This is a genomic window from Mesorhizobium sp. M7A.F.Ca.MR.245.00.0.0, assembly GCF_003997415.1.
Taxonomy (GTDB): Bacteria; Pseudomonadota; Alphaproteobacteria; order Rhizobiales; family Rhizobiaceae; genus Mesorhizobium.
The window spans coordinates 26,021-49,105 of record NZ_RZTE01000046.1; the positions used below are offsets into that span (position 1 = coordinate 26,021).

General features: G+C 63.1%; 17 protein-coding genes. 9 read left to right on the forward strand and 8 right to left on the reverse strand.

The window, feature by feature from the left end; all coding sequences use genetic code 11:
* The first annotated feature begins 185 nt into the window (after positions 1 to 185).
* The 8 genes from EOB80_RS29465 (at position 186) to EOB80_RS29500 (ending at position 10,953) form a co-directional block, all read left to right on the forward strand.
* Complete coding sequence (locus EOB80_RS29465; protein ID WP_127331412.1) at positions 186 to 3,680, forward strand: indolepyruvate ferredoxin oxidoreductase family protein; 3,495 nt, start codon at positions 186 to 188, stop codon at positions 3,678 to 3,680.
* Positions 3,681 to 3,824: 144 nt separating this feature from the next.
* Positions 3,825 to 6,137 (forward strand): EAL domain-containing protein, encoded by a 2,313-nt coding sequence (locus tag EOB80_RS29470; RefSeq protein ID WP_127331414.1) that lies wholly within the window; start codon positions 3,825 to 3,827, stop codon positions 6,135 to 6,137.
* 150 nt (positions 6,138 to 6,287) lie between these two features.
* Positions 6,288 to 7,067, forward strand: a complete 780-nt coding sequence (locus EOB80_RS29475) for a hypothetical protein (RefSeq protein WP_127267397.1) — start codon at positions 6,288 to 6,290, stop codon at positions 7,065 to 7,067.
* 119 nt (positions 7,068 to 7,186) lie between these two features.
* Positions 7,187 to 7,336, forward strand: a complete 150-nt coding sequence (locus EOB80_RS29480) for a DUF3096 domain-containing protein (protein ID WP_013528205.1) — start codon at positions 7,187 to 7,189, stop codon at positions 7,334 to 7,336.
* Between the two features lie 210 nt (positions 7,337 to 7,546).
* The gene (locus EOB80_RS29485) at positions 7,547 to 7,771 is read left to right on the forward strand and encodes an aa3-type cytochrome c oxidase subunit IV (protein WP_127267396.1); all 225 of its coding nucleotides are present in this window, start codon (positions 7,547 to 7,549) and stop codon (positions 7,769 to 7,771) included.
* Between the two features lie 84 nt (positions 7,772 to 7,855).
* Entirely contained in the window at positions 7,856 to 9,124 is a 1,269-nt protein-coding gene (locus EOB80_RS29490; protein ID WP_127331416.1) for a Re/Si-specific NAD(P)(+) transhydrogenase subunit alpha, read from the forward strand.
* Positions 9,121 to 9,549 (forward strand): proton-translocating transhydrogenase family protein, encoded by a 429-nt coding sequence (locus EOB80_RS29495; protein ID WP_206516855.1) that lies wholly within the window; start codon positions 9,121 to 9,123, stop codon positions 9,547 to 9,549. Before EOB80_RS29490 ends, EOB80_RS29495 begins: the two co-directional genes overlap by 4 nt.
* A 6-nt stretch (positions 9,550 to 9,555) precedes the next feature.
* Positions 9,556 to 10,953, forward strand: coding sequence for an NAD(P)(+) transhydrogenase (Re/Si-specific) subunit beta (locus EOB80_RS29500; RefSeq protein WP_127331420.1), 1,398 nt, complete (start codon positions 9,556 to 9,558; stop codon positions 10,951 to 10,953).
* Positions 10,954 to 11,030: 77 nt separating this feature from the next.
* Here the strand turns inward: EOB80_RS29500 and EOB80_RS29505 are convergent, their stop codons facing one another.
* The 4 genes from EOB80_RS29505 to EOB80_RS29520 form a co-directional block, all read right to left on the reverse strand.
* A complete protein-coding gene (locus tag EOB80_RS29505) occupies positions 11,031 to 11,948 on the reverse strand; it encodes a hypothetical protein (protein ID WP_127331422.1) in 918 nt (305 codons plus the stop codon).
* 232 nt (positions 11,949 to 12,180) lie between these two features.
* On the reverse strand, positions 12,181 to 14,652 hold the full coding sequence (gene gyrB / locus EOB80_RS29510; RefSeq protein ID WP_127322107.1) for a DNA topoisomerase (ATP-hydrolyzing) subunit B: 2,472 nt from the start codon (positions 14,650 to 14,652) through the stop codon (positions 12,181 to 12,183).
* A 161-nt stretch (positions 14,653 to 14,813) separates the two neighbouring features.
* Positions 14,814 to 17,432 carry a caspase family protein gene (locus EOB80_RS29515; protein WP_127331424.1) on the reverse strand — a complete coding sequence of 873 codons (2,619 nt, stop codon included), beginning with the start codon at positions 17,430 to 17,432 and terminating at the stop codon, positions 14,814 to 14,816.
* 91 nt (positions 17,433 to 17,523) lie between these two features.
* On the reverse strand, positions 17,524 to 18,093 hold the full coding sequence (locus EOB80_RS29520) for an NADPH-dependent FMN reductase (RefSeq protein ID WP_127331426.1): 570 nt from the start codon (positions 18,091 to 18,093) through the stop codon (positions 17,524 to 17,526).
* 205 nt (positions 18,094 to 18,298) lie between these two features.
* On the opposite strand from EOB80_RS29520, the gene EOB80_RS29525 reads away from it, so the two are divergent.
* Positions 18,299 to 19,672: a cytochrome P450 gene (locus EOB80_RS29525; protein ID WP_127270315.1), complete on the forward strand. Its 1,374-nt coding sequence runs from the start codon at positions 18,299 to 18,301 to the stop codon at positions 19,670 to 19,672.
* A gap of 27 nt (positions 19,673 to 19,699) precedes the next feature.
* Here EOB80_RS29525 and EOB80_RS29530 read toward each other — a convergent pair whose 3' ends face one another.
* From EOB80_RS29530 to EOB80_RS29545, 4 genes are all read right to left on the reverse strand, one after another.
* On the reverse strand, positions 19,700 to 20,677 hold the full coding sequence (locus tag EOB80_RS29530) for a complex I NDUFA9 subunit family protein (RefSeq protein WP_127270317.1): 978 nt from the start codon (positions 20,675 to 20,677) through the stop codon (positions 19,700 to 19,702).
* Positions 20,678 to 20,770: 93 nt separating this feature from the next.
* A complete protein-coding gene (locus EOB80_RS29535; RefSeq protein WP_127331428.1) occupies positions 20,771 to 21,223 on the reverse strand; it encodes a DoxX family protein in 453 nt (150 codons plus the stop codon).
* A 195-nt stretch (positions 21,224 to 21,418) separates the two neighbouring features.
* Positions 21,419 to 21,700: a hypothetical protein gene (locus EOB80_RS29540; RefSeq protein WP_127270320.1), complete on the reverse strand. Its 282-nt coding sequence runs from the start codon at positions 21,698 to 21,700 to the stop codon at positions 21,419 to 21,421.
* Positions 21,701 to 21,941: 241 nt separating this feature from the next.
* Positions 21,942 to 22,943 (reverse strand): Ldh family oxidoreductase, encoded by a 1,002-nt coding sequence (locus EOB80_RS29545; protein ID WP_164749058.1) that lies wholly within the window; start codon positions 22,941 to 22,943, stop codon positions 21,942 to 21,944.
* Positions 22,944 to 23,085: the final 142 nt, after the last annotated feature.

Sequence of the window (23,085 nt, forward strand, 5' to 3'; positions counted from 1 at the left end):
TCGTGCGCCGGGCAATGTCCGTGGATCGGTTTCATACCCGATTCAGGATGGCCGCGGACTGTCCGTTGCGCGTTGCCTGGCATCTGCGATTTTGTTTGACCTGCCTTGCAAGGGGAGAAAGGATGCGTCATCCGACCCCGACGTTGGCTGCCTGCCCCGCGTGGCCTCCGCAGAGGAAATGCCTGATGACGCTGCACGACGTCGCGCTCGACGATAAGTTCGATCTCGCAAAGGAGCGCATCTTCCTGTCTGGCGCGCAGGCGGTCATTCGCATGCTGCTGATGCAGCGCGAGCGTGATCGCCGCGCCGGCCTGAACACGGCCGGCTTCGTCTCCGGCTATCGCGGTTCGCCGCTCGGCGGCCTCGACATGCAGCTTTGGAAGGCGAAGAAACAGCTCGCCCAGGCTGACATCGTCTTCCAGCCGGGTCTCAACGAGGAGCTTGCCGCCACCGCTTGCTGGGGAACGCAGCAGACGGAACTGCTGGGCGAGGGCACTCATGACGGCGTCTTTTCGGTCTGGTACGGCAAGGGACCGGGTGTCGATCGCTCAGGCGACGTGTTCCGCCACGCCAACCTCGCCGGATCGTCGAAGCATGGCGGCGTGCTTGCGCTGATGGGCGATGACCATATGGCCGAATCCTCGACCAATGCGCACGCCACCGAATTCCTGTTCGTCGACACGATGGTGCCGATCCTCAATCCCGCCGGTGTCCAGGAGATCATCGATTACGGGCTCTACGGCTTTGCCATGTCGCGCTTTGCCGGTACCTGGGCGGCGATCAAATGCGTCAAGGACAACATCGAATCGACGGCCTCGGTCGATGCCTCGCTCGAGCGGCTGAACATCGTCGTGCCGGATTTCGACATGCCATCAGGCGGTCTGAACATTCGCCACGAGATCGATATGCTCGGTCAGGAGGAGCGGCTGCATGAGCACAAGCGCGCCGCGGCTTCCGCCTTCATCCTTGCCAACGGGCTGAACCGCACCGTCTATTCGGGCGGCCGCAACCCGAAGATCGGCATCATCACGCTGGGCAAGAGCTATCTCGATGTCCGTCAGGCGCTGGAGGACATCGGCATCGACGAGGCGGCCGCCAACCGCATCGGCGTGCGGCTGTTCAAGGTCGGCTGCCCCTGGCCGCTCGACCTGCATCACATCGCCGATTTCGCCCGCGGCCTCGACACCATTGTCGTCGTCGAGGAGAAGCGCTCGCTGATCGAAGTGCAGCTGCGCGAAAGCCTTTATGGCACTGCCACCCAACCGGTCATTATCGGCAAGAAGGACGAGCGCGGCGACTGGCTGTTTCCGGCCAAGGGCGCGCTCGATCCCAACGAGATCGCCATTGCGCTTGGCGAGAGGATCGTCAGGACCATCGGCCCGTCCGAAGAGATTTCGGCGCGGGTGGCGAAGCTGCGCCAGTTCCAGGCAATGCTCACCGAGGCCACCGACATCGGCTCGCGCACACCGTTCTTCTGTTCCGGTTGCCCGCATAATTCGTCCACCAAGGTGCCGGACGGCTCTATCGCCGCGGCCGGCATCGGCTGCCACTTCATGGCGCTGTGGATGGACCGCAACACCGTCGGTTTCACGGCCATGGGCGGCGAGGGCGCGCAATGGGTCGGCCAGGCGCCGTTCTCCAAGCGCGAGCACATCTTCCAGAATCTCGGCGACGGCACCTACAACCATTCCGGTACGCTGGCGATCCGCTTCGCGCTGTCGAGCGATGCCAACATCACCTACAAGATACTCTACAATGACGCCGTCGCCATGACCGGCGGCCAGCCGCACGAAGGCGGCCTGACCGTCGACATGATCGCCAGGCAGGTGCGCGCCGAAGGCGTCGACCGCATCGCCATCGTCACAGATGAGCCCGGCAAATATGCCGGCAAGGCCGAATTCCCGGCCGGCGCCACCATCCATCACCGCGACGACCTCGATCTCGTCCAGCGCGAGCTGCGCGATGTCAAAGGCGTCTCCGTGCTGCTCTACGACCAGACCTGCGCCGCCGAAAAACGCCGCCGCCGCAAGCGCGGCACCTTCCCCGATCCCGACAAGCGGGTCTTCATCAACGAGCTGGTCTGCGAGGGCTGCGGCGATTGCGGCGTGCAGTCGAACTGCGTCTCGATCCAGCCGGTCGAGACCGAATTCGGCCGCAAGCGCAAGATCGATCAGTCGAGCTGCAACAAGGATTTCTCCTGCGTCAACGGCTTCTGCCCGTCCTTCGTCACTGTGCACGGCGCCAAGATCCGCAAGGCCGAGGGCCTGGCCGGCAAGGCCGATCCGCTGGAAGGCGTGCCTGTGCCTGCGCAATTCCCGCTTGGCGAGCAGGGCTGGGCGGCGATCATCGACGGCGTCGGCGGCACCGGCGTCGTCACCGTCGGTGCGGTGCTCGGCATGGCGGCGCATCTCGAGGACAAGGGCTGCGGCATGATCGACATGGCCGGCCTCGCCCAGAAGGGTGGCTCGGTGTTCACGCATGTCCGCATCGCCCGCACCCCCGACGACATCCATGCCATCCGCGTTTCGGCCGGCAAGGCCGATCTGGTGCTTGGCTGCGATCTCGTCGTGTCGGGCGCCAAGAAGGTGCTGACCGCGGTGCGCGAGGGCCACACCATCTTCGTCGCCAACACCGCCGAGATCATGCCTGGCGAATTTGCCCGCTCGGCGGATTTTTCGTTGCCGATAGAGCGGCTGAAAAAGGCGATCCGTGCGGCCGCGGGCGACGACAAGGCGCATTTCTTCGACGCCACCCGCACCGCCACGGCACTTTTCGGCAACTCGCTCGGCGCCAACATGTTCATGCTCGGCTTTGCCTTCCAGCATGGCGGGCTGCCGCTATCCGCCGAGGCGGTCGAGAAGGCGATCGAGCTCAATGGCGAAGCCGTGGCGATGAACGTCGCCGCGTTCCGCTGGGGACGTCGCGCTGCCCATCAGCCGGAATTCGTGCGCGGCCTCGTTGCCCAGCCGGGTCCAGCCGTGGCTGGAAAGGCCGGCCCGGGCACGGATGTCGCCGAGACTCTGGACGATATCATCGCCCGCCGCGTCGCCTTCCTGACAGCCTATCAGAACGCCGCCTATGGCAGGCGTTATGCCGAAAAACTGGCCGTTTTGTGCGCCGCCGAAGCGAAGGCCATACCCGGGTCGACCACGGTATCGCAGGCCGCCGCCAGGAACCTGTTCAAGCTGATGGCGATCAAGGACGAATACGAGGTGGCGCGGCTCTATACCGACGGCTCTTTCGCCGCCGAACTGGGCAAGCAGTTCCAGAGCTACGAAAGGCTCGAATTCCACCTCGCGCCGCCGATCATGGGCCGTCGCGGCAATGACGGAAGCCCCCGGAAATCGAGCTTCGGCCCGTGGATGATGAAGGGTTTTCGCGTGCTGGCGGCGATGAGGGGCCTGCGCGGCACCGCCTTCGACCTGTTCGGCTATACCGCCGAACGGCGCATGGAGCGACGGCTGCTGGCGCAGTATGAGGCGGATCTGGAGCTCATCGCCGGATCGCTGGCCCCGGCCAGGGTCGATGCGGCCGTTGCGCTGGCCTCGGTGCCGGCCCTCATTCGCGGCTATGGTCACGTCCGTCGAGCCAGCGCCGACAAGGCTTCGAGCGAACGCCAAAGGCTGCTCGAACGCCTATCGAGTACGCCGGCGCGGCCGAAACTTCAGGCCGCGGAATGATCGATACGCCTTGTTTACCTGAACGACAGTTTCCTTGCTTTCCGTTGCGTCACCCGGCTTGACGGCAGGAGCGGCGGGGCCTCTCTAAATCTTTCTTAAGGCGGATGTGGCACTGCTTGGCTCCCCAGGGTTGGGATTCAGGCGTTGAATCTGATAAAGAAGAACGAGATTCCGGTCGACGTCTACATTCCGTTCGTGGAAACCTTGTTTCGCGACGGGTTGACGCTTTCGATAGGATTCTTTGCCCAAACCCTGCTGGTCGTGCTGGTTTACTGGAAAACCATGGATCCGGCCTATCTCGCCGTCACACTCGGACTGCTGGCCGTCGCCTTCCTTCGTCTTCGCAACATCAGGAAATATCGTCACGCTCCTTCGCCTCAAAATTGGGAAGAGGCGCGTCGCCGCGAGAACGACTACATACTGTACGGCTCGATGCATGGCTTCATGCTTGGTGCCTTTTGCTTTGTCGGCATCTATCTTGCCTATGACCCATTCGCGGAAATAGCTGCCGTCTGCGTGACGCTTGCCTCCGCCACGTCTATTGCTGGCCGCAACTATGGTTCGCCCAGGATGGTCGTGATCTTCATTATGACCATGACTTGGCCGATCTCGCTGGGCTTCATCCTGCGGGGCGATCCCTATCACTTCATTCTCGGCCTGCTTTCGGCGCCATTTCTTTTTGCCATCAAGCGCTTCGCCGATCTGGTCCGCGAGGTGCTCTTCGCCGCCCTGTCCGAGGAAAAAAAGGCCAATCGCATCGCCCAGCGCTTCAACCGAGCGCTCAACACCATGTCGCACGGCCTTGTCATGCTCGGCCCGGACGGCCGCGTCGCGGTGGCCAATGCCGAGGCCGCGCATCTGATGTCGCTCAAGTCGCCCGACGCGCTGCTCGGCCGGTCGATCCATGGTCTGTTGATGCGCGGTGTCGCCGGCGGCATGCTGGCGCCCAAGGATTGCCGCTACATCGAGGCCCAACTGACGCGTGCCCTGCGCGAGGGCCGCGACCGCAAGGTGCTGGTTTCCCTCGCCAACGGCCAGCATTACGAGTTCTCGGCTCGCGAAGGCAGCCAGGAACTGGGCGTCATCACCTTCGAGGACGTCACCGCCCGTGTCGAGGCGGAAGACAAGATCCGCTTCATGGCACGTTACGACAACCTCACCGGCCTTCCCAACCGCGCCTATTTCCATGAACTGGTCGGCGAGGCCATGGTATCCGGCGATCGCGATCGCCTCTGCGGCCTTGCGGTGCTCGACCTCGACGATTTCAAGAGCGTCAACGACACGCTTGGCCATCCGATCGGCGATGGCTTGATCTATGCCGTTGCCGAGCGGCTTGCCGCCATTGCCAGGCAAGATATCACGGTCAGCCGTTTCGGTGGCGACGAGTTCATGATCTTCTTCGACCGCGTCGAGGACGAGAGCCATCTGACCAGCCAGCTCGACGAGATTTTCGCCGGCCTGCAAGGGGAAGTCGACGTCGCCGGTCACGGGCTGCGCATTCAGGCCAGCGGCGGCGCGGTGCTGTCACGGGTCAAGGATACCGATGTCGACGCCATGATCGTCAAGGCGGACCTGGCGCTCTACAAGGCCAAGGAGCTCGGCAAGAACAGCTGGCGGCTGTTCGAAGCCTCGATGGATGCCGCCTTCCGCAACCGTCAGCTGATGAAGGCGGACCTGCGTACAGCCGTGGAAAGCAAGGGCTTGAGGGTGGTCTATCAGCCGATCGTGGCGATGAGCACCATGCGTATCGCCAGCTGCGAGGCGTTGTGCCGGTGGGATCATCCCGATCTCGGGCCGATCTCGCCCAGCATCTTCATTCCTTTGGCCGAGGAAATGGGCATCATTTCCGAGATCAGCACATTCGTGCTGCAGGCAGCCTGCGCCGAATGCGCCAAATGGCCGGACCAGACCAGCGTCTCGGTCAATCTCTCGGCCAAGGATTTCCGCAACCGCGACGTCATCCAGAAGGTTCGCGATGCGTTGGCCGGCTCCGGCCTCGCCGCCTCCCGGCTCGAGATCGAGGTCACCGAAACGGCGCTGCTCGACGACAAGTCGCTGACGCGCCAGTATATCGAGGAGCTGAAGCAGATCGGCGTACGCATTGCGCTCGACGATTTCGGCACCGGCTATTCGAGCCTGAGCTATCTGCACAAACTGCCGCTCGACAAGATCAAGATCGACCGCTCGTTCCTGATGGACGTCACCCAGAACCCCCGTTCGCTCGAGCTGCTCAAGGGTATCGTCAACCTATCGCGGCCACTGGGGCTTTCGGTCACCGTCGAGGGTGTAGAGACCTTCGAGCAGCTCAAGATACTGGCGCTGCAGGTCAAGCCCGACCTTGTCCAGGGGTTCCTGTTCGGTTCGGCGCTCAGCGCTTCCGGCATCGAGTCCATGTCGAACACGGTATGGCCCTTCGCCAAGGACATCAATACAGCCAAGAGAGCCGCACGCCGCTGACCGGTGCCGGGAAGAGTGTCGCCTTTTCATAAAAATTTACGGATCGTTAACGTTAATGATCGGTAAACGACGTGTGCTCCATTTTCATCTTTTACATCTCAGGGTCCCGTCGTAGGTTGAACTGCGGCGGAAACTTACGAGGGTTTGAGTATGGATGTGCAGTTGGAAGCGCTTGGCCATGTGGCGGGCGGGGGTGAAGAAAATTCGCCCGACAGCATGTCGAGTTTCGCCCGCAATGTTTCAGCGATGCTTGAGCGGACGGAATATCGCCGCTGCGACAAGGGAGAGGATCTCGAAGACATCTATAGGTTACGCTACAAATCCTATCGCTTGAATGATATGGTGCCGGAAAACCCGGAGCATATTGTGCATGACGAGCTCGACGAAGCTGAAAATTGTTCCAAGTTCGGCGTCTATATTGACGGCATCCTGGTCTCCACGGTGCGCATTCATCATGCCTGCCGGGCCACGCCGCAATCGCCGTCTACAACTGTCTACGGCGACATCCTGCGCCCGATGCTGGCTGCCGGGGCGCACTTTGCCGATCCGAGCCGCTTTGCTGCCGACCCAGACTGGTCGAAGGTCTATCCGCAGATCCCGTACCTGACGCTGCGCCTTGCCGGAATGGCCTGCTTCTACTTCGACGCACCTTACTGTCTCTCGACTATCCGGCCCGAACATGCGGGTTTCTACCGTCGTATCTACTGTTCTGAGCAGATCGGCGAGCTGCGCGACTATCCAGGCCTGAACTACAAGGTCGTGCTCTATCGCGCCAATGTCGCTGCCATTCGCGAGCGGTCGTTCTCGCGCTTTCCATTTTTCCGATCCACATCTCTGGAGCAGCGTATGCTGTTCGAGACACCTGGTGCTGGAGAATTGGCGCCGCTGACCATCCTGCCGACTGCCAAATATTTTCGCGAAGCCGCCTGAGATTAGGCGTTTCGCAGAACCACTGGAGCTTTCCGGCCGGATACGCGTTCTGATGGCTCGGCGCCTTGTCGTCCTCGCTATTGGTCGCCGAATCCACGGATATGCCAAAGGAACCCGTCATGACCATTTCCACACTTGCGCTCACCCCGCTCATCTCGCTGATCGCCGGCGTGCTGATCCTGGTCATGCCAAGGCTGTTGAACTACATCGTCGCGCTCTATCTGATCGTCGTCGGGTTGCTCGGGCTATTTCCGCATCTAGCCGGCTGAGGGCGCCGGCTTAGGCCACGCAAGCGTCTGCCTTCGAAGCATCTTTCCGCATCAAGCATCAGAATCCAGCGATCGGACTCCGTCGCGCGTTGGCAGCCGGCTTCAACCTTTCTTTGAGGCAGTTGTCCGCTGTTGTGCGGCAATAGCGCCATTGCTCTCGGCCCGGCTTTTCGCTATGTGCCTGAAAGATGTCTTCGAAGGGGTATTCCTATGGCTGATCACTCGCCGACCGGTCCTGTCGAACTGGGCGCGAAGATGGACTATGCCGAGCATGACCGCACCTATGCGGGCTTTCTCGCGCTGGCCAAATACGGATCGCTTTTCTGCGGAGCCCTGCTTCTGGCGATGGCCTTCGGCTTCTTCGCGGGCGGCTTCTTCTCGGCGACCATCCTGTTCGTGCTGATTATGGCCGTCGGCGCCTTTATCCTCCGATAGATTTTCCGACACCTTGTCCACGGCGCCGCCGCGAGGCCGGCCGGCGTCTTGCGGGAAATAGCTTCCGGCCGAAAGGATCATGCGGTGGGACAGACGGTTTTCATCCCTCGTGAGCTCGATGCCAATGAGCCGCGCGTCGCGGCCTCGCCCGATACGGTGAAACGGCTGGCGGCGTTGGGCTTCGACGTCGTCGTCGAGGCCGGCGCCGGCACGCGGTCGCGCATCCCCGACGAGGAGTTTTCCAAGGCAGGAGCCACGATCGGCAAGGCTTCCGATGTCGCCAAGGCCGATGTCGTGCTGAAGGTGCGTCGGCCCGGCGATGCCGAGCTGAAGAGCTACAAACCCGGCGCCGCCGTCATCGCCATCATGGATCCCTACGGCAACGATGCCGCTGTGGCAGCCCTGGCCAAGGCCGGTGTCACCGCCTTCTCGATGGAATTCATGCCGCGCATCACCCGCGCGCAGTCGATGGACGTTTTGTCCTCGCAGGCCAATTTGGCCGGCTACCAGGCGGTGATCGACGGGGCTTCGGAATATGACCGCGCCTTGCCGATGATGATGACGGCGGCCGGCACGGTGCCGGCGGCGAAGGTCTTCATCATGGGCGTCGGTGTCGCCGGCCTGCAGGCGATCGCCACCGCGCGCCGGCTTGGCGCGGTCGTCACCGCCACCGACGTTCGCCCCGCCGCCAAGGAACAGGTCGCCTCGCTCGGCGCAAAGTTCCTCGCCGTAGAGGACGACGAGTTCAAGGCCGCCGAAACAGCCGGCGGCTACGCCAAGGAGATGTCTAAGGAATACCAGGCCAAGCAGGCGGCACTCACATCAGAGCACATCGCCAAGCAGGATATCGTTATCACCACCGCGCTTATTCCCGGCCGACCGGCGCCCAAGCTGGTCTCAGCGGCCATGGTCGCCTCGATGAAGCCAGGCTCGGTTCTCGTCGATCTGGCGGTCGAGCGCGGCGGCAATGTCGAGGGCGCCGAAGCCGGCAAGGTCGTCACCACCGCCAACAACGTCAAGATTGTCGGCCATCTCAATGTGCCCGGCCGCATCGCGGCGTCGGCATCGCTGCTTTATGCCCGGAACCTCTTCGCCTTCCTCGAAACGCTGGTCGACAAGACGACGAAAACGCTTGCCTTCAACCGGGACGACGATCTGGTCAAGGCAACGATGCTGACCGACGGCGGCAAGGTGGTTCATCCGGCATTCGTGAAGGCTGACCAGCAGCCCCATGTCGAGCCGGCGGCGATCCCGGCCAAGACCATGGTCGCCGACGCTTCGCCCAAGAAAGCCGCGCCCAAGAAGGCGGCCGCATCCAAGTCGCCCTCGTCGAAGCCGAAAGGGATCGCGTGATGGATCAGACCCTGCAGAAAGCCCTCGACCAGCTCGACCAGGCCTCCGCCGCGGTTCGGCTGGCGGTGCAAAACATGGCAACCGCGCCTGGTGGTGCCGACGCGGCGGGTGATGCCGCGCACGCGCTGTCCGGCGGCGCCATCGATCCCTTCGTCTTCCGCTTCGCCATCTTCGTGCTGGCGATCTTCGTCGGCTACTATGTCGTCTGGTCGGTGACCCCCGCACTGCATACGCCGCTGATGGCCGTCACCAACGCCATCTCCTCGGTCATCGTCGTCGGCGCGCTGCTTGCCGTCGGCATTGCTGCTTCCGGCGTCGCCGCCGGCTTCGGCTTCGTCGCGCTGATGCTGGTGTCGGTCAACATCTTCGGCGGCTTCCTCGTCACCCAGCGCATGCTGGCCATGTACAAGAAGAAGGACAAGTAGAGCGCCATGAACGCCAACTTCGCGTCCTTCCTCTACCTCGTCTCCGGCGTCCTGTTCATCATGGCGCTGCGCGGCCTGTCGCATCCGACCACCAGCCGCCAGGGCAATCTCTACGGCATGATCGGCATGGGCATCGCCATCGCCACCACATTGGCGCTGGCAACCCCCTCGGCCGGCCGCTTCGGCCTGATCGTGCTCGGCCTGGCCATCGGCGGCGGCGTCGGCGCCGTCACCGCGCGCCGCATCGCCATGACCTCGATGCCGCAGCTGGTCGCCGCCTTCCACTCGCTGGTCGGCCTCGCCGCCGTCATGGTGGCGGCCGCCGCCATCTATGCGCCGGAAAGCTTCGGCATCGGCACGGATGGCGACATCCATGCCCAGGCGCTGATCGAGATGAGCCTTGGCGTCGCCATCGGCGCCATCACCTTCACCGGCTCGGTCATCGCCTTCCTCAAGCTCGATGGCCGCATGTCCGGCAAGCCGATCATGATCGGCGGACGCCACTTCATCAACGCGGCACTCGCCATCGCGCTCGTCGTGCTGATCGTGCTGCTGGTCACCACCGAGTCAAAGCTGGTCTTCTGGCTGATTGTCGCCGCCTCGCTCGCCCTTGGCGTCCTTCTCATCATCCCGATCGGCGGCGCCGACATGCCGGTCGTCGTCTCGATGCTCAACTCCTATTCGGGCTGGGCGGCGGCGGCGCTGGGCTTCACGCTCGGCAATCTGGCGCTGATCATCACCGGTGCGCTGGTCGGCTCATCCGGCGCGATCCTGTCCTATATCATGTGCAAAGGCATGAACCGAAGCTTCATCTCGGTCATTCTCGGCGGCTTCGGCGGCGAGACGGCAGCGGCCGCCGATGACGGCATCGAACGCACGGTCAAGCAGGGTTCCGCTGACGATGCCGCCTACCTCATGATGAACGCCCAGAAAGTCATCATCGTGCCGGGCTACGGCATGGCGGTTGCCCAGGCGCAGCACGCGCTGCGCGAAATGGCCGACAAGCTCAAGGCTAATGGCGTCGACGTGAAGTACGCCATTCACCCGGTCGCCGGCCGCATGCCCGGCCACATGAACGTGCTGCTCGCCGAAGCCAATGTGCCCTACGACGAAGTGTTCGAACTCGAGGACATCAACTCGGAATTCGCGCAGGCCGATGTCGCCTATGTCATCGGCGCCAACGACGTCACCAACCCGTCCGCGCGCGACGACAAGTCGTCGCCGATCTACGGCATGCCGATCCTCGACGTCGACAAGGCCCGCACCTGCCTGTTCGTCAAGCGCTCGCTCGGCTCCGGCTATGCCGGCATCGACAACACGCTGTTCTACAAGGACGGCACCATGATGCTGCTCGGCGATGCCAAGAAGATGACCGAAGAGATCGTCAAGGCCATGGATCACTGATTTCGCCACGGCGCGACTGACCCAAACACAAAAGCCCGGCGCAAGGCCGGGCTTTTGCTTTTCAATGCTGAGCCGCTTCAGCGGCTGGTGAGAAAAACCGCTTCCTCATCGTCGCGCTGCCTGCCCCCAAGGGCCGCGGCAGCACTGGCGATGAAGGCGCCGATGGCCAGCGACAGCGCACCAAGCAGGGCAAATGTCGCACCGGCCTTCCTGGCAGTGTCGGCGGCCTGCTGCGCCTTGACCTTGGCGTCCTGAGCCCTGGCGATGATCGCATCCACCCGCGCCTTGGCATCTGCTTCCGAAAGACCGGTGCGAGCGGCGACGAGTTGCGACAGGTAGGTCTTGTCGTCTGCCGAAACCTCGCCTGCCGCCGCACCGGCGATCAGGATGCGCGAGGCCTGCCCGGTCGCGGCGGTATCGCTGTCTGGATTGGCGGCAGCCAGCCTGCCCGGATCGGCCGGACGGAACAGCGAATCCACAAGGTAGGATGTCGCATTGTCGACCGAGGCGCCGCCGGCATCGGCCGAAGCCCCCGCCGATGCACCCATGGCAGCGCCAGAGGCGACGGTGGACACCGCCTGCACGCCTGAACCGATCGCTGCGGAAAGGGCGGAGCCAAGCACGCCGACGACGAGCAAGGTGGCCAGCGCCCAGGCAAGAAAGCCGTGGGCGGTGTCACGGAAATACACTTCGTCGGTGTGGATGCCGACCCATTTGGTGCGCAGCCGCCCGGCAAGATAGCCTCCGACACCGGAGGACAGCCATTGCACGATGACAAGCCAGACGGCGGTGGACGCCGCGAAAGTGGTGACAGATGCGCCGGATCCCGACCATGGCGACACCATGGTCAATCCCAGCCCCGAACCGAGCAGCATGAGGATGAAGGTCAACGTCGAAGCCGCGAAGGCACCGGCTATGATCGGTCCCCAACTGACGGCGGTGGAGGAGGATTCTGTTGAAGTGGAAACGTCGACAGCCGATAGGGTGGACTGCATGGAAGCCCCCTACCGTACGAACAGCATGATCAGAATGATGATCGGGATCGGAATACCGAGCAACCAGAGCAAAATGCCGCGTCCCATGAAGGCCTCCTGTAAGAAATTGTGATCGATGTTGTCACAATGTCCCGCAGGGACTTCCGTTCCGGGGCGCTGTAAAATGATTTTGTTGCCGCCGGTGGAACAATTGGCGCGCCGCAGCGCGCCAATTCAGAATTTAACGTCCGGATCAGATATCCAGATTGGCGACCGACAGCGCGTTGTCCTGGATGAACTCGCGCCTGGGTTCGACCTCGTCGCCCATCAGCCTCGAAAACAGCGAATCCGCGTCGGTCGCGTCATTGACCTTGACCTGCAGCAGCGAGCGCACGTTCGGATCGAGCGTGGTTTCCCACAGCTGTTCGGCATTCATCTCGCCGAGACCCTTGTAGCGCTGCATTGTCAGGCCCTTGCGGCCGGTTGCAAAGACCGCATTGAGCATCGCCAGCGGCCCCGAGATGGTTTCGGAGACATCCTTGCGGCGCAGCACCGGCGGCGAGCCGTAGACCTCGCTGAGGCGCTGTGCGTAGCGGTCGAGCTGGCGTGCGTCGGCCGAATTGATCAGCGCCAGATCGAGATGCGCGTATTCCTTGACGCTGCGCACCGTGCGCTCGAACACATAGCCGCCGACACCTTCATTCGAGGTCGACATGCGGCCGGTCCAGCCGCGCTCGGTGTCCTCGGCAATGATGTCGAGGCGTTTTGCAATCCGCTCCGCCATGGCGTTGGCGCGGCCGAGATCGGTGAACACGTCCGGGTTGAGCCCGCCGGCGATCGCCGCCTGTTCGACGACGCCTCTGTTGTAGCGCGTGTGCAGGCCGTTGATCAGCTGGCGCACCGCCAGTGCGTCGTCGATGGCTCCGCGCAGGTCCTGCCCGATGCGAACCTCGCCCGAGCCGAGCGTAAGCGATGCTTCCTCCAGTCCCGAGCCGATCAGGAACTCTTCGAATGCGCTCTCGTCCTTGATGTATTGCGAGCTCTTGCCGCGCGTCACTTTGTAGAGCGGCGGCTGGGCGATATAGAGATGGCCGCGCTCGATCAGCTCCGGCATCTGCCGGAAGAAGAAAGTCAGCAGCAAGGTTCTGATATGGGCGCCGTCGACATCGGCGTCGGTCATCAGGATGATCTTGTGGTAGCGCAGCTTGTCGGCGTTGAACTCGTCCTTGCCGATCGAGGTTCCGAGCGCCGTGATCAGCGTGCCGATCATGTCGGAGCCGAGCATGCGGTCGAAGCGCGCCCGCTCGACATTGAGGATCTTGCCGCGCAACGGCAGGATCGCCTGGTTCTGGCGCGAACGCCCACCCTTGGCCGAGCCGCCGGCGGAGTCACCCTCGACGATGAAGATTTCGGACTTCGCCGGGTCGCGTTCCTGGCAGTCGGCCAGTTTGCCGGGCAGGGAAGTGACGCCGAGCGAGCTCTTGCGGGTGATATCGCGCGCCTTGCGCGCCGCTTCACGCGCCGCCGCGGCCTGGATCACCTTGTCGACGACCACCTTGCCTTCGCTCGGATGTTCTTCCAGCCAGGTGCCGAGCGCTTCGTTGACCAGGCCTTCGACGACAGGACGGACTTCCGACGAGACCAGCTTGTCCTTGGTCTGCGAGGAGAATTTCGGATCTGGAACCTTGACCGACAGCACCGCCGTCAGGCCTTCGCGGCAATCGTCGCCGATCAGCGAGACCTTTTCCTTCTTGGTCAGGCCGGAGGATTCGCCATAGCCGGTGATCTGGCGCGTCAGCGCGCCGCGAAAGCCGGCCAGATGCGTGCCGCCATCGCGCTGAGGGATGTTGTTGGTGAAGGCCAGCACGTTCTCGTGGTAGCTGTCGTTCCACCACATCGCCACTTCGACGGTGATCCCATCGCGCTCCGCCCGGATGGCGATCGGCTTGTCGATCAGCGGTTTCTTGACCCGATCGAGATATTTGACGAATTCCTCTAGGCCTCCATCATAGTGCAGCTCATGGCGCACGACATCGGCGTGACGGGCATCGGTCAAAATGATGCGCACGCCGGAATTGAGGAAGGCAAGCTCGCGCAGCCGGTGTTCCAGCGTGCCGAAGTCGAACTCGACCATGGTGAAGGTCTCGGCCGACGGGAAGAAGGTGATCTGGCTGCCGCTGCGGCCCTCATAGGTGCCCGGCTGCTTGTCCTGCTCATAGCTGCCGGTCGCCTTCAGCGGCGCGTCGGCATTGCCATGCGTGAAACTCATCTCGAAGATCTGGCCGTTGCGGCGGATTTTCAGCTTCAGCCACGCCGACAGCGCGTTGACCACCGAGACGCCGACGCCATGCAGGCCGCCCGAGACCTTGTAGGAATTCTGGTCGAACTTGCCGCCGGCATGCAGCTGCGTCATGATCACTTCGGCCGCCGAAATGCCTTCTCCGGTGTGGATATCGGTCGGAATTCCGCGGCCATTGTCGATCACGGTGACCGAACCATCGGGGTTGAGCGTCACGGTGACGAGATCGGCGTGACCGGCCAGCGCCTCGTCGATGGCGTTGTCGACCACTTCATAGACCATGTGATGCAGGCCCGAACCGTCGTCGGTATCGCCGATATACATTCCGGGGCGTTTGCGGACAGCATCCAACCCCTTCAAAACCTTGATGGAATCGGCGCCGTATTCGGCTTCAGCGCCGTTGTTGTTGTCGATCTGATCGCTCATGAAAACCTGTTGTCTGGATGCCGCTTGCACGGCGCGAAAAACCCGCTCCGAATCGCGCCTCTGATATGCACTAGATATAGGCGCAAAAGGCGGTTTTTCCAAGGTTTGCAGGCATTTCACGGGGAATGAGCCGGCTGTCCATGGCAGCCTCCCGTCAGGCCCTATTTCACTTTGGCCAGCCGGTCCCTGAGAAACTTGATCATGAACTTGTATCGCGGCGCCAGCCGCCCGCTGCGGTCGAGCTCCAGCGTCATGTCCAGCGCCTGCGAAAGCACCGTCTTGGGGTTCTTGGCGACCTGAGCGTAGTCGATCATGGCAACCACCAGGTCGCGCTGCCAGGTGGCGTTGTTTGGGTCGGACCGGGCGAGCTTCTGGCGGATGTCGAGACTGTCCTGGAAAGCCTGCCGCGCACCTTTGACGTCGCGCTGCTTGGCCTTGAGCATGCCGATCTCGGACAGGGTGATCGATAGGTCGCGTTGCCAGTCGGCATTGGCAGGGTCGAGCTTGGCCAGCCGGTCGGCGATAGCGAAACTGTCTGTATAAGCCTTGAGTGCTCCGGCGCCGTCGCCCTGTATCGCCAGAATGCCGGCGACCTTCTCCAGGCTGACCGAGAGGTCGCGTTGCCAGTCGGCGTTGGCAGGGTCACTGGCCGCCAGCACGCGGGCTATCGAGAGGGCTTGCCTATAGGCGGCGAGGGCTGCCGGCCATTCCTCTTGATCGCTCAGCGCATTGCCGATCTTTGCGTTGCCGACAGACAGGTCGCGCTTCAACTCACTGTTGTCGGGGTCGCGGCCCACTAATTGTTCGACGATCGCATGGCCCGCTTTATAGGACGCGAGTGCGCCCGCCGCATCGCCGCGCTCGCGCTTGAGGTCGCCGATCGTATCATGGCTGACTGACACATCGCGCTGCCGTTCGGCATCCTGCGGCTTCTTTTCGGCCAATGCCAATCGGATCTTCAGGCTCTCCTCGTAGGCCATCTGGGCGTTGTCCAGTTGCCCCATGACCCGGGCAAGGCCGCCGATCTCGTCATAGCTGATGGTCAGGTCACGCTGCAGCTCGGCGCGCTCCGGCTCGTTGTCGGCAAGCTGCTTCTTGACCGACAAGCCTTCCTGGTAGATCTGCGAGGCCCCAGCCAGATCGCCTTGCGTCACAAGCACATTGCCGATCTTGTCGTCGGCCATGGCGAAGTCGCTGAACCATGACAGCCGATCGGGTTCGGCAGCGGTCAAATCCCTGAGCATGGTTCTGGCGGTCCGATAGTTTTCCAGCGCTTCCGGCAGGTCTCCTTGCGCCAGCTTGATGTTGCCGAGCTTGATGTGGCTGACGGCAAAATCGCGCTTGACGCTCGGGTCGGTTTCCCGGGCCGAACGCAGCTCGAGATTGGACACCAGCGCTGCAAAGGCGCGGCCTGCCGCATCGGTGTTGCCGACAAGGGTGTAGAGCTTGCCGAGCTCGTCCAGGGTTCGGATCTGGCGGTCGGCCTGGTCCAGGGTCAGATCGGTTTGCCCGGCCTCGCCGTAGAGGACCAGCACCGATTCATAGTCCTTGATGGCCGTGGCGTAGTCGAGGTCGGCGCGCGCCGCACCGCCGGACAGGAAACGCGTCGCCGCCTCGGACAGCGTGCGGTTGACGAAGTTGGCCTTCAAGGCGTTGCGCGAAACATTGTCGATGTCGGCGGCCTTTGCGAGGATGGCGCGAGCCCCATCGAAGGCGCCGAGCGAAAGCTGCTCCTCGGCCTGCCGGCGCAATTCCGTCACCTGCGGATCATCGGAGGCCAGCGTCCTCATTTCGCCGCGCACCTTGACGAAGGCGTCGGCCGCCTCGCGCAACCGGGCATTCAGGCTGTCCGCCGAAAGGTGGCTGGCGTCGGAGCTGATCAGCACGCCGTAGAGAGGCGCCAGCGGCATGTCAGCATCGCTGGCGACCTGCTCGACCTCACCGCGCATTTCCGGCGTCACGTCGGCCATGGCAAGCAACAGGCGCTCGCGCTCCGGCAATTGTTGCTTGGCGGCCGCGGCAAAAAACAGCTTCGGCAGGCCGCTCTCGACGTAAGGCAGCTGTTTGCCCCGCGACAAATCGTAGACCTCCTGCTGCACCAGCGTCAGCACCGAGCGGATCTCGAGCCCGTCGGTGCCGAGATATTTGGTCAGCGCTGTCGTGAAGGGCGAGTTCTGGCCGGTGCCGTCGGCAGCCGTCTCGCCCGGTGCGGCGGAGAAGGCGAACAGGATGTTTTCGGCGCGGCCAATCCGGCCGAGACCCGGCTTCACCTTGTCGGAGACATCCTTTGCCAGCGATGTCGCGCCGCGCCCTTCACCGCTGCTTCCCGAGAAGGGATCGCTGCGGCAGGCGTCGAGCATGATCAGGCCGACCTTGGCGGTGGCCGCCACGCTGTCGCGCACCTCTTCCAGCGGCAGGCTGGTCTTCTCCAGCGCATCGAGCGAGGAGGCGTCGGCATCGACCGGGAGCAGCCGGTTGTCGCCCGAGATTTCGACACCGTGGCCGGAGAAATAGACCAGCGCCACGTCGGCGTCTTTGGCATCCTGGCGAAAATCGTCGAGCGCGCGGCGCATGCGCCGCAGGTCGCGATTGGTTTCGAGGACGACCTCGAAGCCGAGCTTCTTCAGCACCGCTGCCATCGCCTCGCCGTCATGGACCGGATTGGCAAGCGGCCGGATCAGGCGGTAGTCGTCAGCGGCGATGACCAGTGCCACGCGTCGCTCAGCCACCGCGGCGGCGGTGCTCATGAGCATCAGCAGCAAGGCAAAAAGCAAGCGCAAGTCGAACCGCCCCCCGGCTTGTCCATTTGCGCAAACATTCCACCTCTTTATGCCATGAGCAAGCCGGGCTTTTTGCGGAAGACCAGCGTTTTCAGGCAACCCGCATAGGCTTCAAAGCGTCGCTCCAGCGCAACAGCTCGTCGAGCATGGTTTTGGCTCCGCCCTGCACCTGTTCGCTGGCGTTGAAAGCGCCGTTCTCATCGAGCAGCTTCTGGTACATCGGCAGCGCGACGCCTTCCGAGATCGGCATGACGCCGACCGATGTCAGCAACGGCTTCAGCGCTTGCGCCGCGCGCAGGCCGCCGGAGACGCCGCCATAGCTGAAAATGGCTGCAGGCTTGTACTTCCATTCACGCGAGAGATAATCGACCGCGTTGACGATCGCCGGCGCCACGAAATAATTGTATTCCGGCGCCACGAAGACGAAGGCGTCGGCGGCATCGATCGCTTTCGACCAGGCCTTGGTATGGTCGTTCTTGTAATTGCCGAGCCTTGGATGGTGCGGTTCGTCCAGCACCGGAAGCTTGAACGTATCGATGTCGGTCAGTACCGGCTCGAATTTTCCATGCTCGCGCGCGAACGTCTCCAGCCACTCGGCAAAAACCGGTCCGGCGCGGCCTGGCCGCGTGCTGCCGATGATGATGTTCAACTGGTGCTTCAAGGCGGGCTCCTAGGTCTGGCGCTATCTGTTGGTGACCTACGGCAGGGCACGGCCGCGGACAAGGCGGCACCGTCATGGAGGCGGTCACAATCGGCTGAACGGATCGCCTGCCGTGACGCCTCGGGCTGCATATTTGCGCCTGCCGTTCGGTCACATGGACGCCCGCTTTGCTAGCCACTACATTGGGGTATCAGCGGAGCAGCCCATGGACATCCAGCCCGCCCCCTTCATTCCCCCGGCGCCGAAGCCGCGCACCACGCCGCCCTCGACGCTGGAGATGATCCGCATCGTCTACCGCAACCCGCTCGAATTGTGGGGCGAGCACACCTACAACGAGCCGTGGATCTCGGCCAGTGGTGTTGGTGGACATCTGATCGTCGCCAATGATCCCGGCCTGATCCGCCATGTGCTGGTCGACAACGCCAGGAACTACAAGATGGCGACGGTGCGTCAGAAGATCCTGCGGCCGATCCTGCGCGATGGCCTGCTGACCGCCGAGGGCGAGGTCTGGAAGCGGTCGCGCAAGGCGATGGCGCCGGTGTTCACGCCGCGCCACATCTTCGGCTTCGCCCAGCCGATGCTGAGACGCACGCTGGACTTCGTCGCCCGCTACGAAGACGGCGGCACGTCCGACATCGCCCATGACATGACGCTGCTCACCTACGACATCCTGGCCGAGACGCTGTTTTCCGGCGAGATATCGGGCGAGCCTGGCAGTTTCGCCAACGAGATCGACCGCCTGTTCGAGACCATGGGTCGCGTCGATCCGCTCGATCTGTTGCGCGCGCCCGACTGGCTGCCGAGGCTGACCCGTATCCGCGGCCGCAAGACCATGGCCTATTTCCGCAAGATCGTCACCGACACTGTCAAGATGCGCGAAGCGAAATTCAAGCGCGACCCCGATGCCGTGCCGCAGGATTTCCTGACGCTGCTGCTCAAGGCCGAGGGACCCGATGGACTGACGCGGGCCGAGGTCGAGGACAACATCATCACCTTCATCGGCGCCGGCCATGAGACGACCGCGCGGGCTCTGGGCTGGACACTGTATTGCCTGGCTGAATCGCCGTGGGAGCGCGACCGGGTCGAGCAGGAGATCGACCAGGTGTTGGCGCGCGAGCCCGATCCGACGAAGTGGCTCGATGCCATGCCGTTCACGCGTGCGGCTTTCGACGAAGCGCTCAGGCTGTATCCGCCGGCGCCGTCGATCAATCGCGAGCCGATCGAACCGGAAATGTGGAAGGATCTTCATATTCCCAAGCACGCCGCGGTGCTGGTGATGCCCTGGGTCGTGCATCGCCACAGGAAACTGTGGGACCGGCCGGATGCCTTCCTGCCGGAGCGCTTCCATCCGGGAAATCGCGAAAAGATCGACCGCTTCCAGTATCTGCCGTTTGGCGCGGGTCCGCGCGTCTGCATCGGCGCCAGCTTCGCCATGCAGGAGGCGATCATCGCGCTGGCGATCATGCTGTCGCGCTTCCGCTTCGACACGACAGCCGAAACCAAACCCTGGCCGGTACAGAAACTGACCACGCAGCCGCAAGGCGGTCTGCCGATGCGGGTCACGCCGCGACAGGCATGAGACACAGCTTCAGACGGTTGTGATAAATCAAGCAGCAGGCTTGCGTTGCTGGAACTGGCCGGCGGCGCGGTAGCGCCAGAGATAGCTGGGCAGGATCGTCGCGATCGATTGCGGCTGGATGCCGAGCCCTGCAAGCGTCCTGTTGGTCTTGTTGGCGGCGTCCGAAACGATGTTGTGCTCGCGCAACTGCGTCACCTGGTCCTTGGTCAGCAGCGGATTGGGCAACAGGCCGAGGATCGAGGCCTGGATGTTGGCCACCCACCACGGCACCGGCACCAGCAGCCGCTTGCGCTCGATCACGTCGAGCAGCTCTTCCATGCACTGCTTGAAGGTGAGCACCTTCGGTCCACCAAGTTCATAGATCTGGCCTCCATCCACCTTGCCGTCGACCGAGCGCGCCACCGCTTCGGCCACGTCGCCGACATAGACCGGCTGGAATTTGGTCTGGCCGCCGCCGATCAGCGGCAGCACCGGCGAATAGCGCGCCATGTTGGCGAAGCGGTTGAAGAAGCCGTCTTCGGGTCCGAAATTGATCGACGGCCGGAAGATCACGGCGTCCTTGATCGTCTCCAGCACAGCCTTTTCGCCAAGCGCCTTGGTGCGCGCGTAGTCTGATTCGGAGTCCAGATCGGCGCCAAGCGCAGAAATGTGGGTCAGGCCGGCGCCGACCGAGCGTGCGGCCTCGGCCACTGCGCGGGCGCCGAACTCGTGCACGGCGGAGAATTTCTGCCGGCCGCTCTCATGCAGGATGGCGACCAGATTGACGACGTGGTCGGCGCCCTGCACGGCGCGGTCTACCGACCAGCGCACGCGCACATTGGCCTGCACCGGCTGGATCTGGCCGACATTGCCAAGCGGCTGCAAATGGCCGGCAAGATCGGGCCGCCGGCAGGCGACTCGGATGCGATAGCCGCGCTTGGCCAACGCGCGCACGACATGGCGGCCGACAAAGCCTGACCCGCCAAAGACGACGACGAGCTTTGGGGTCTGCAGGATTTCGGTCATGGCTGGCTCCGGCGCTCGCAAGCTTGGCTGAAGCCGTTTCATAATCCGTTTCGTGCCAAAGGCAAAGGGCGACGCGTCGTCGCTATCAGCCTGTCAGAACGCTTTGCCCATACGGGCGTCGACCGAATGGCGGTTGCCGCCGCGAATGACGAAGAAGAGCAGGATCGCCGCCCAAAGCAGCGACTTTTCCGCGCCCGAATAGCCTTGGTCCATCGTGACCCAGTGGAACCAGACCGTGACCAGCAGCACGAACAGGCCGGCAAAGGCGGCCGGCCGCGTCAAAAACCCGATGGCAATGAAGATGCCGCCGAAGAATTCAGTGCAGGCCAGAAGCAACGACCACAACGCGCCCGGATAGAAACCGAGACCCTCGACCATCTCGGCAGCGCCGAAAGGATTGGTGATCTTCTGCGAACCATGGATGGCGAAAAACCCGCCGGCGACGACGCGAAGAACGGTTTCGGCACCATCGTGCAGAGCCGCGTAAAGCCTGCCAAGGACCGGGATGACAAGGGCGTTGCGGGGATTGTCCATGCTTGCCGACATTATAGCTCCTCTGTTTTGCTCAATCAGCGCAAACGGCCGGTCGGGTTGGCCGAAGTCAAATAAACAAAAGTTGACCAAAACAGAATGTTTTACCATTGTGCGATCAAAACGCAGAAAACCCCGCAGAAGCGGGGTTTTCCGGGTGACATCCATGCGAAGTCAGGGGCCGACGGAGCGGCCTGACCTGAGACGGTATCAGGAGGGCGTGAAGCAAGTACGCCCACCCCAGCCCTGAACATCCGACATGGTGCCACCAACCTTCTTGCAGGCGGCGACGAAATCGGCGCTGCAATTGGCGAATTTTGCATGGCCGTTCTTGCAGTAATGGTCTTCGGTGGCGCCGCCGCTCGGGGCGGCGATGACACCCGGGCTGGTCGGCTTGGCCGGCGCGGCCTTCAGGGTGGCTGCCTGTGTGGCACCCATGAACGAGCCGAGCAGAAGGACGGCGGTCAGCATGGTGATCTTGGTGTTGGTCATGACAATTTTCCTTTGATTTGGGTTGAGGTTTCCGAGGCGCGAAGGACCGGCCTTCGCGTGATGCAGGCTTTCGATTTCGGTTTGCTGCTTCCCCCGGTGTGGATCGGGCAAGCTCGCCTTGCCCTGGACAAAGCTGGGTCGCAGCAAGGCGCGGAAAGGTTCAGCAGCGCGCAAAGAAAATCGCACCGCGCCGCGCGTGCGGCGGGCAGATTTCAGATAACTATTTGATATAAAAAACTCTTCAGGAAGAATAGCGTGCGGCGAATTCGGAAATGCGCTGCACCACCGCCTTGGATGCCGTGATGCCCCGCGCTTGCGCCTTCTCGGCGGCCTCTGCGCGGGCACGACCGGGCACATGCACACCGAAGCGCCGCCGCAGCCGGTCGAGCTGGTCCTTCATCCGCTGCTCGAAATCCGGATCGAGCAGCTTGGGTTCGATAGCAAGCACGAATAGTCCCGTGCCGGGGCTGTCCGGCCCGCCGCTGAACCATGGCGCGTCGAGCGACCAGTTGGCGCCCGACAGGCCCGCCGCCAGCACCTCGACCATCAGCGCGATGTTGGCGCCGCGCTGGCCGCCGAAGGCGAGCATTGCGCCCTTCATGGCGGCGGCGGGATCGGTGGTCGGGTTGCCGCTGGCGTCCAGCGCCCAGCCTTCCGGGATTGTCTTGCCCTCCTCGGCCGCTTTGCGGATGTTGACGAAAGCGGTGGCGCTCGACGACTGGTCGATGACCAGGGGCGCCCCGTCGGCGGCGGGGGCGGCAAACGACATCGGGTTGGTGCAGTAGACCGGCTTGACCGAGCCCGAGCCGGCAAGCACGGCCGGGCCGTTGGTGGCGGCGAACGACACCAGCCCGAGTGTTGCCAGCCTTCCGGTGAAATAGCCGAGCGCGCCGCATGTATAGGCGTTCTTCTGCGAGAAGATGGCGACGCCGAACAGCTTTGCCGCCTTGGCGAGGTCGTCGATAGTGCGGTCGAAGCCGGTATGCGCCAGCCCCCGGCGTGCATCGGAGAGATAGACCGCAAGCGCCGGCCGGGTGATCACCGGGTCGGCATTGCCGTCGATGCGTCCGGCTTCCAGCGCCTCGAGATAGTCGATGAAATGCGACAGACCGACCGAGGAAAGGCCTTCGGCCTCGGCTGATATGATCGAAGCAGTGAGCGATTGTGCCGCTTCCTCATTGGCGCCAGCGCCAAGTGCCGCCATCCGGCACAGTCCTTTTGCCTGGTCGAGACTGAGTTGCATGATGGCAATCCTAGGGGAATAGGGGAGTAAGGGAATAGGGGAATAGGGGAATAGGGGAATGGTGAGCAGTGAATAGCGAATGGGGATGGAATTGTGAACGTGAATAGTGGCTGGCTACTCCCCTACTCCCCTACTCCCCTAC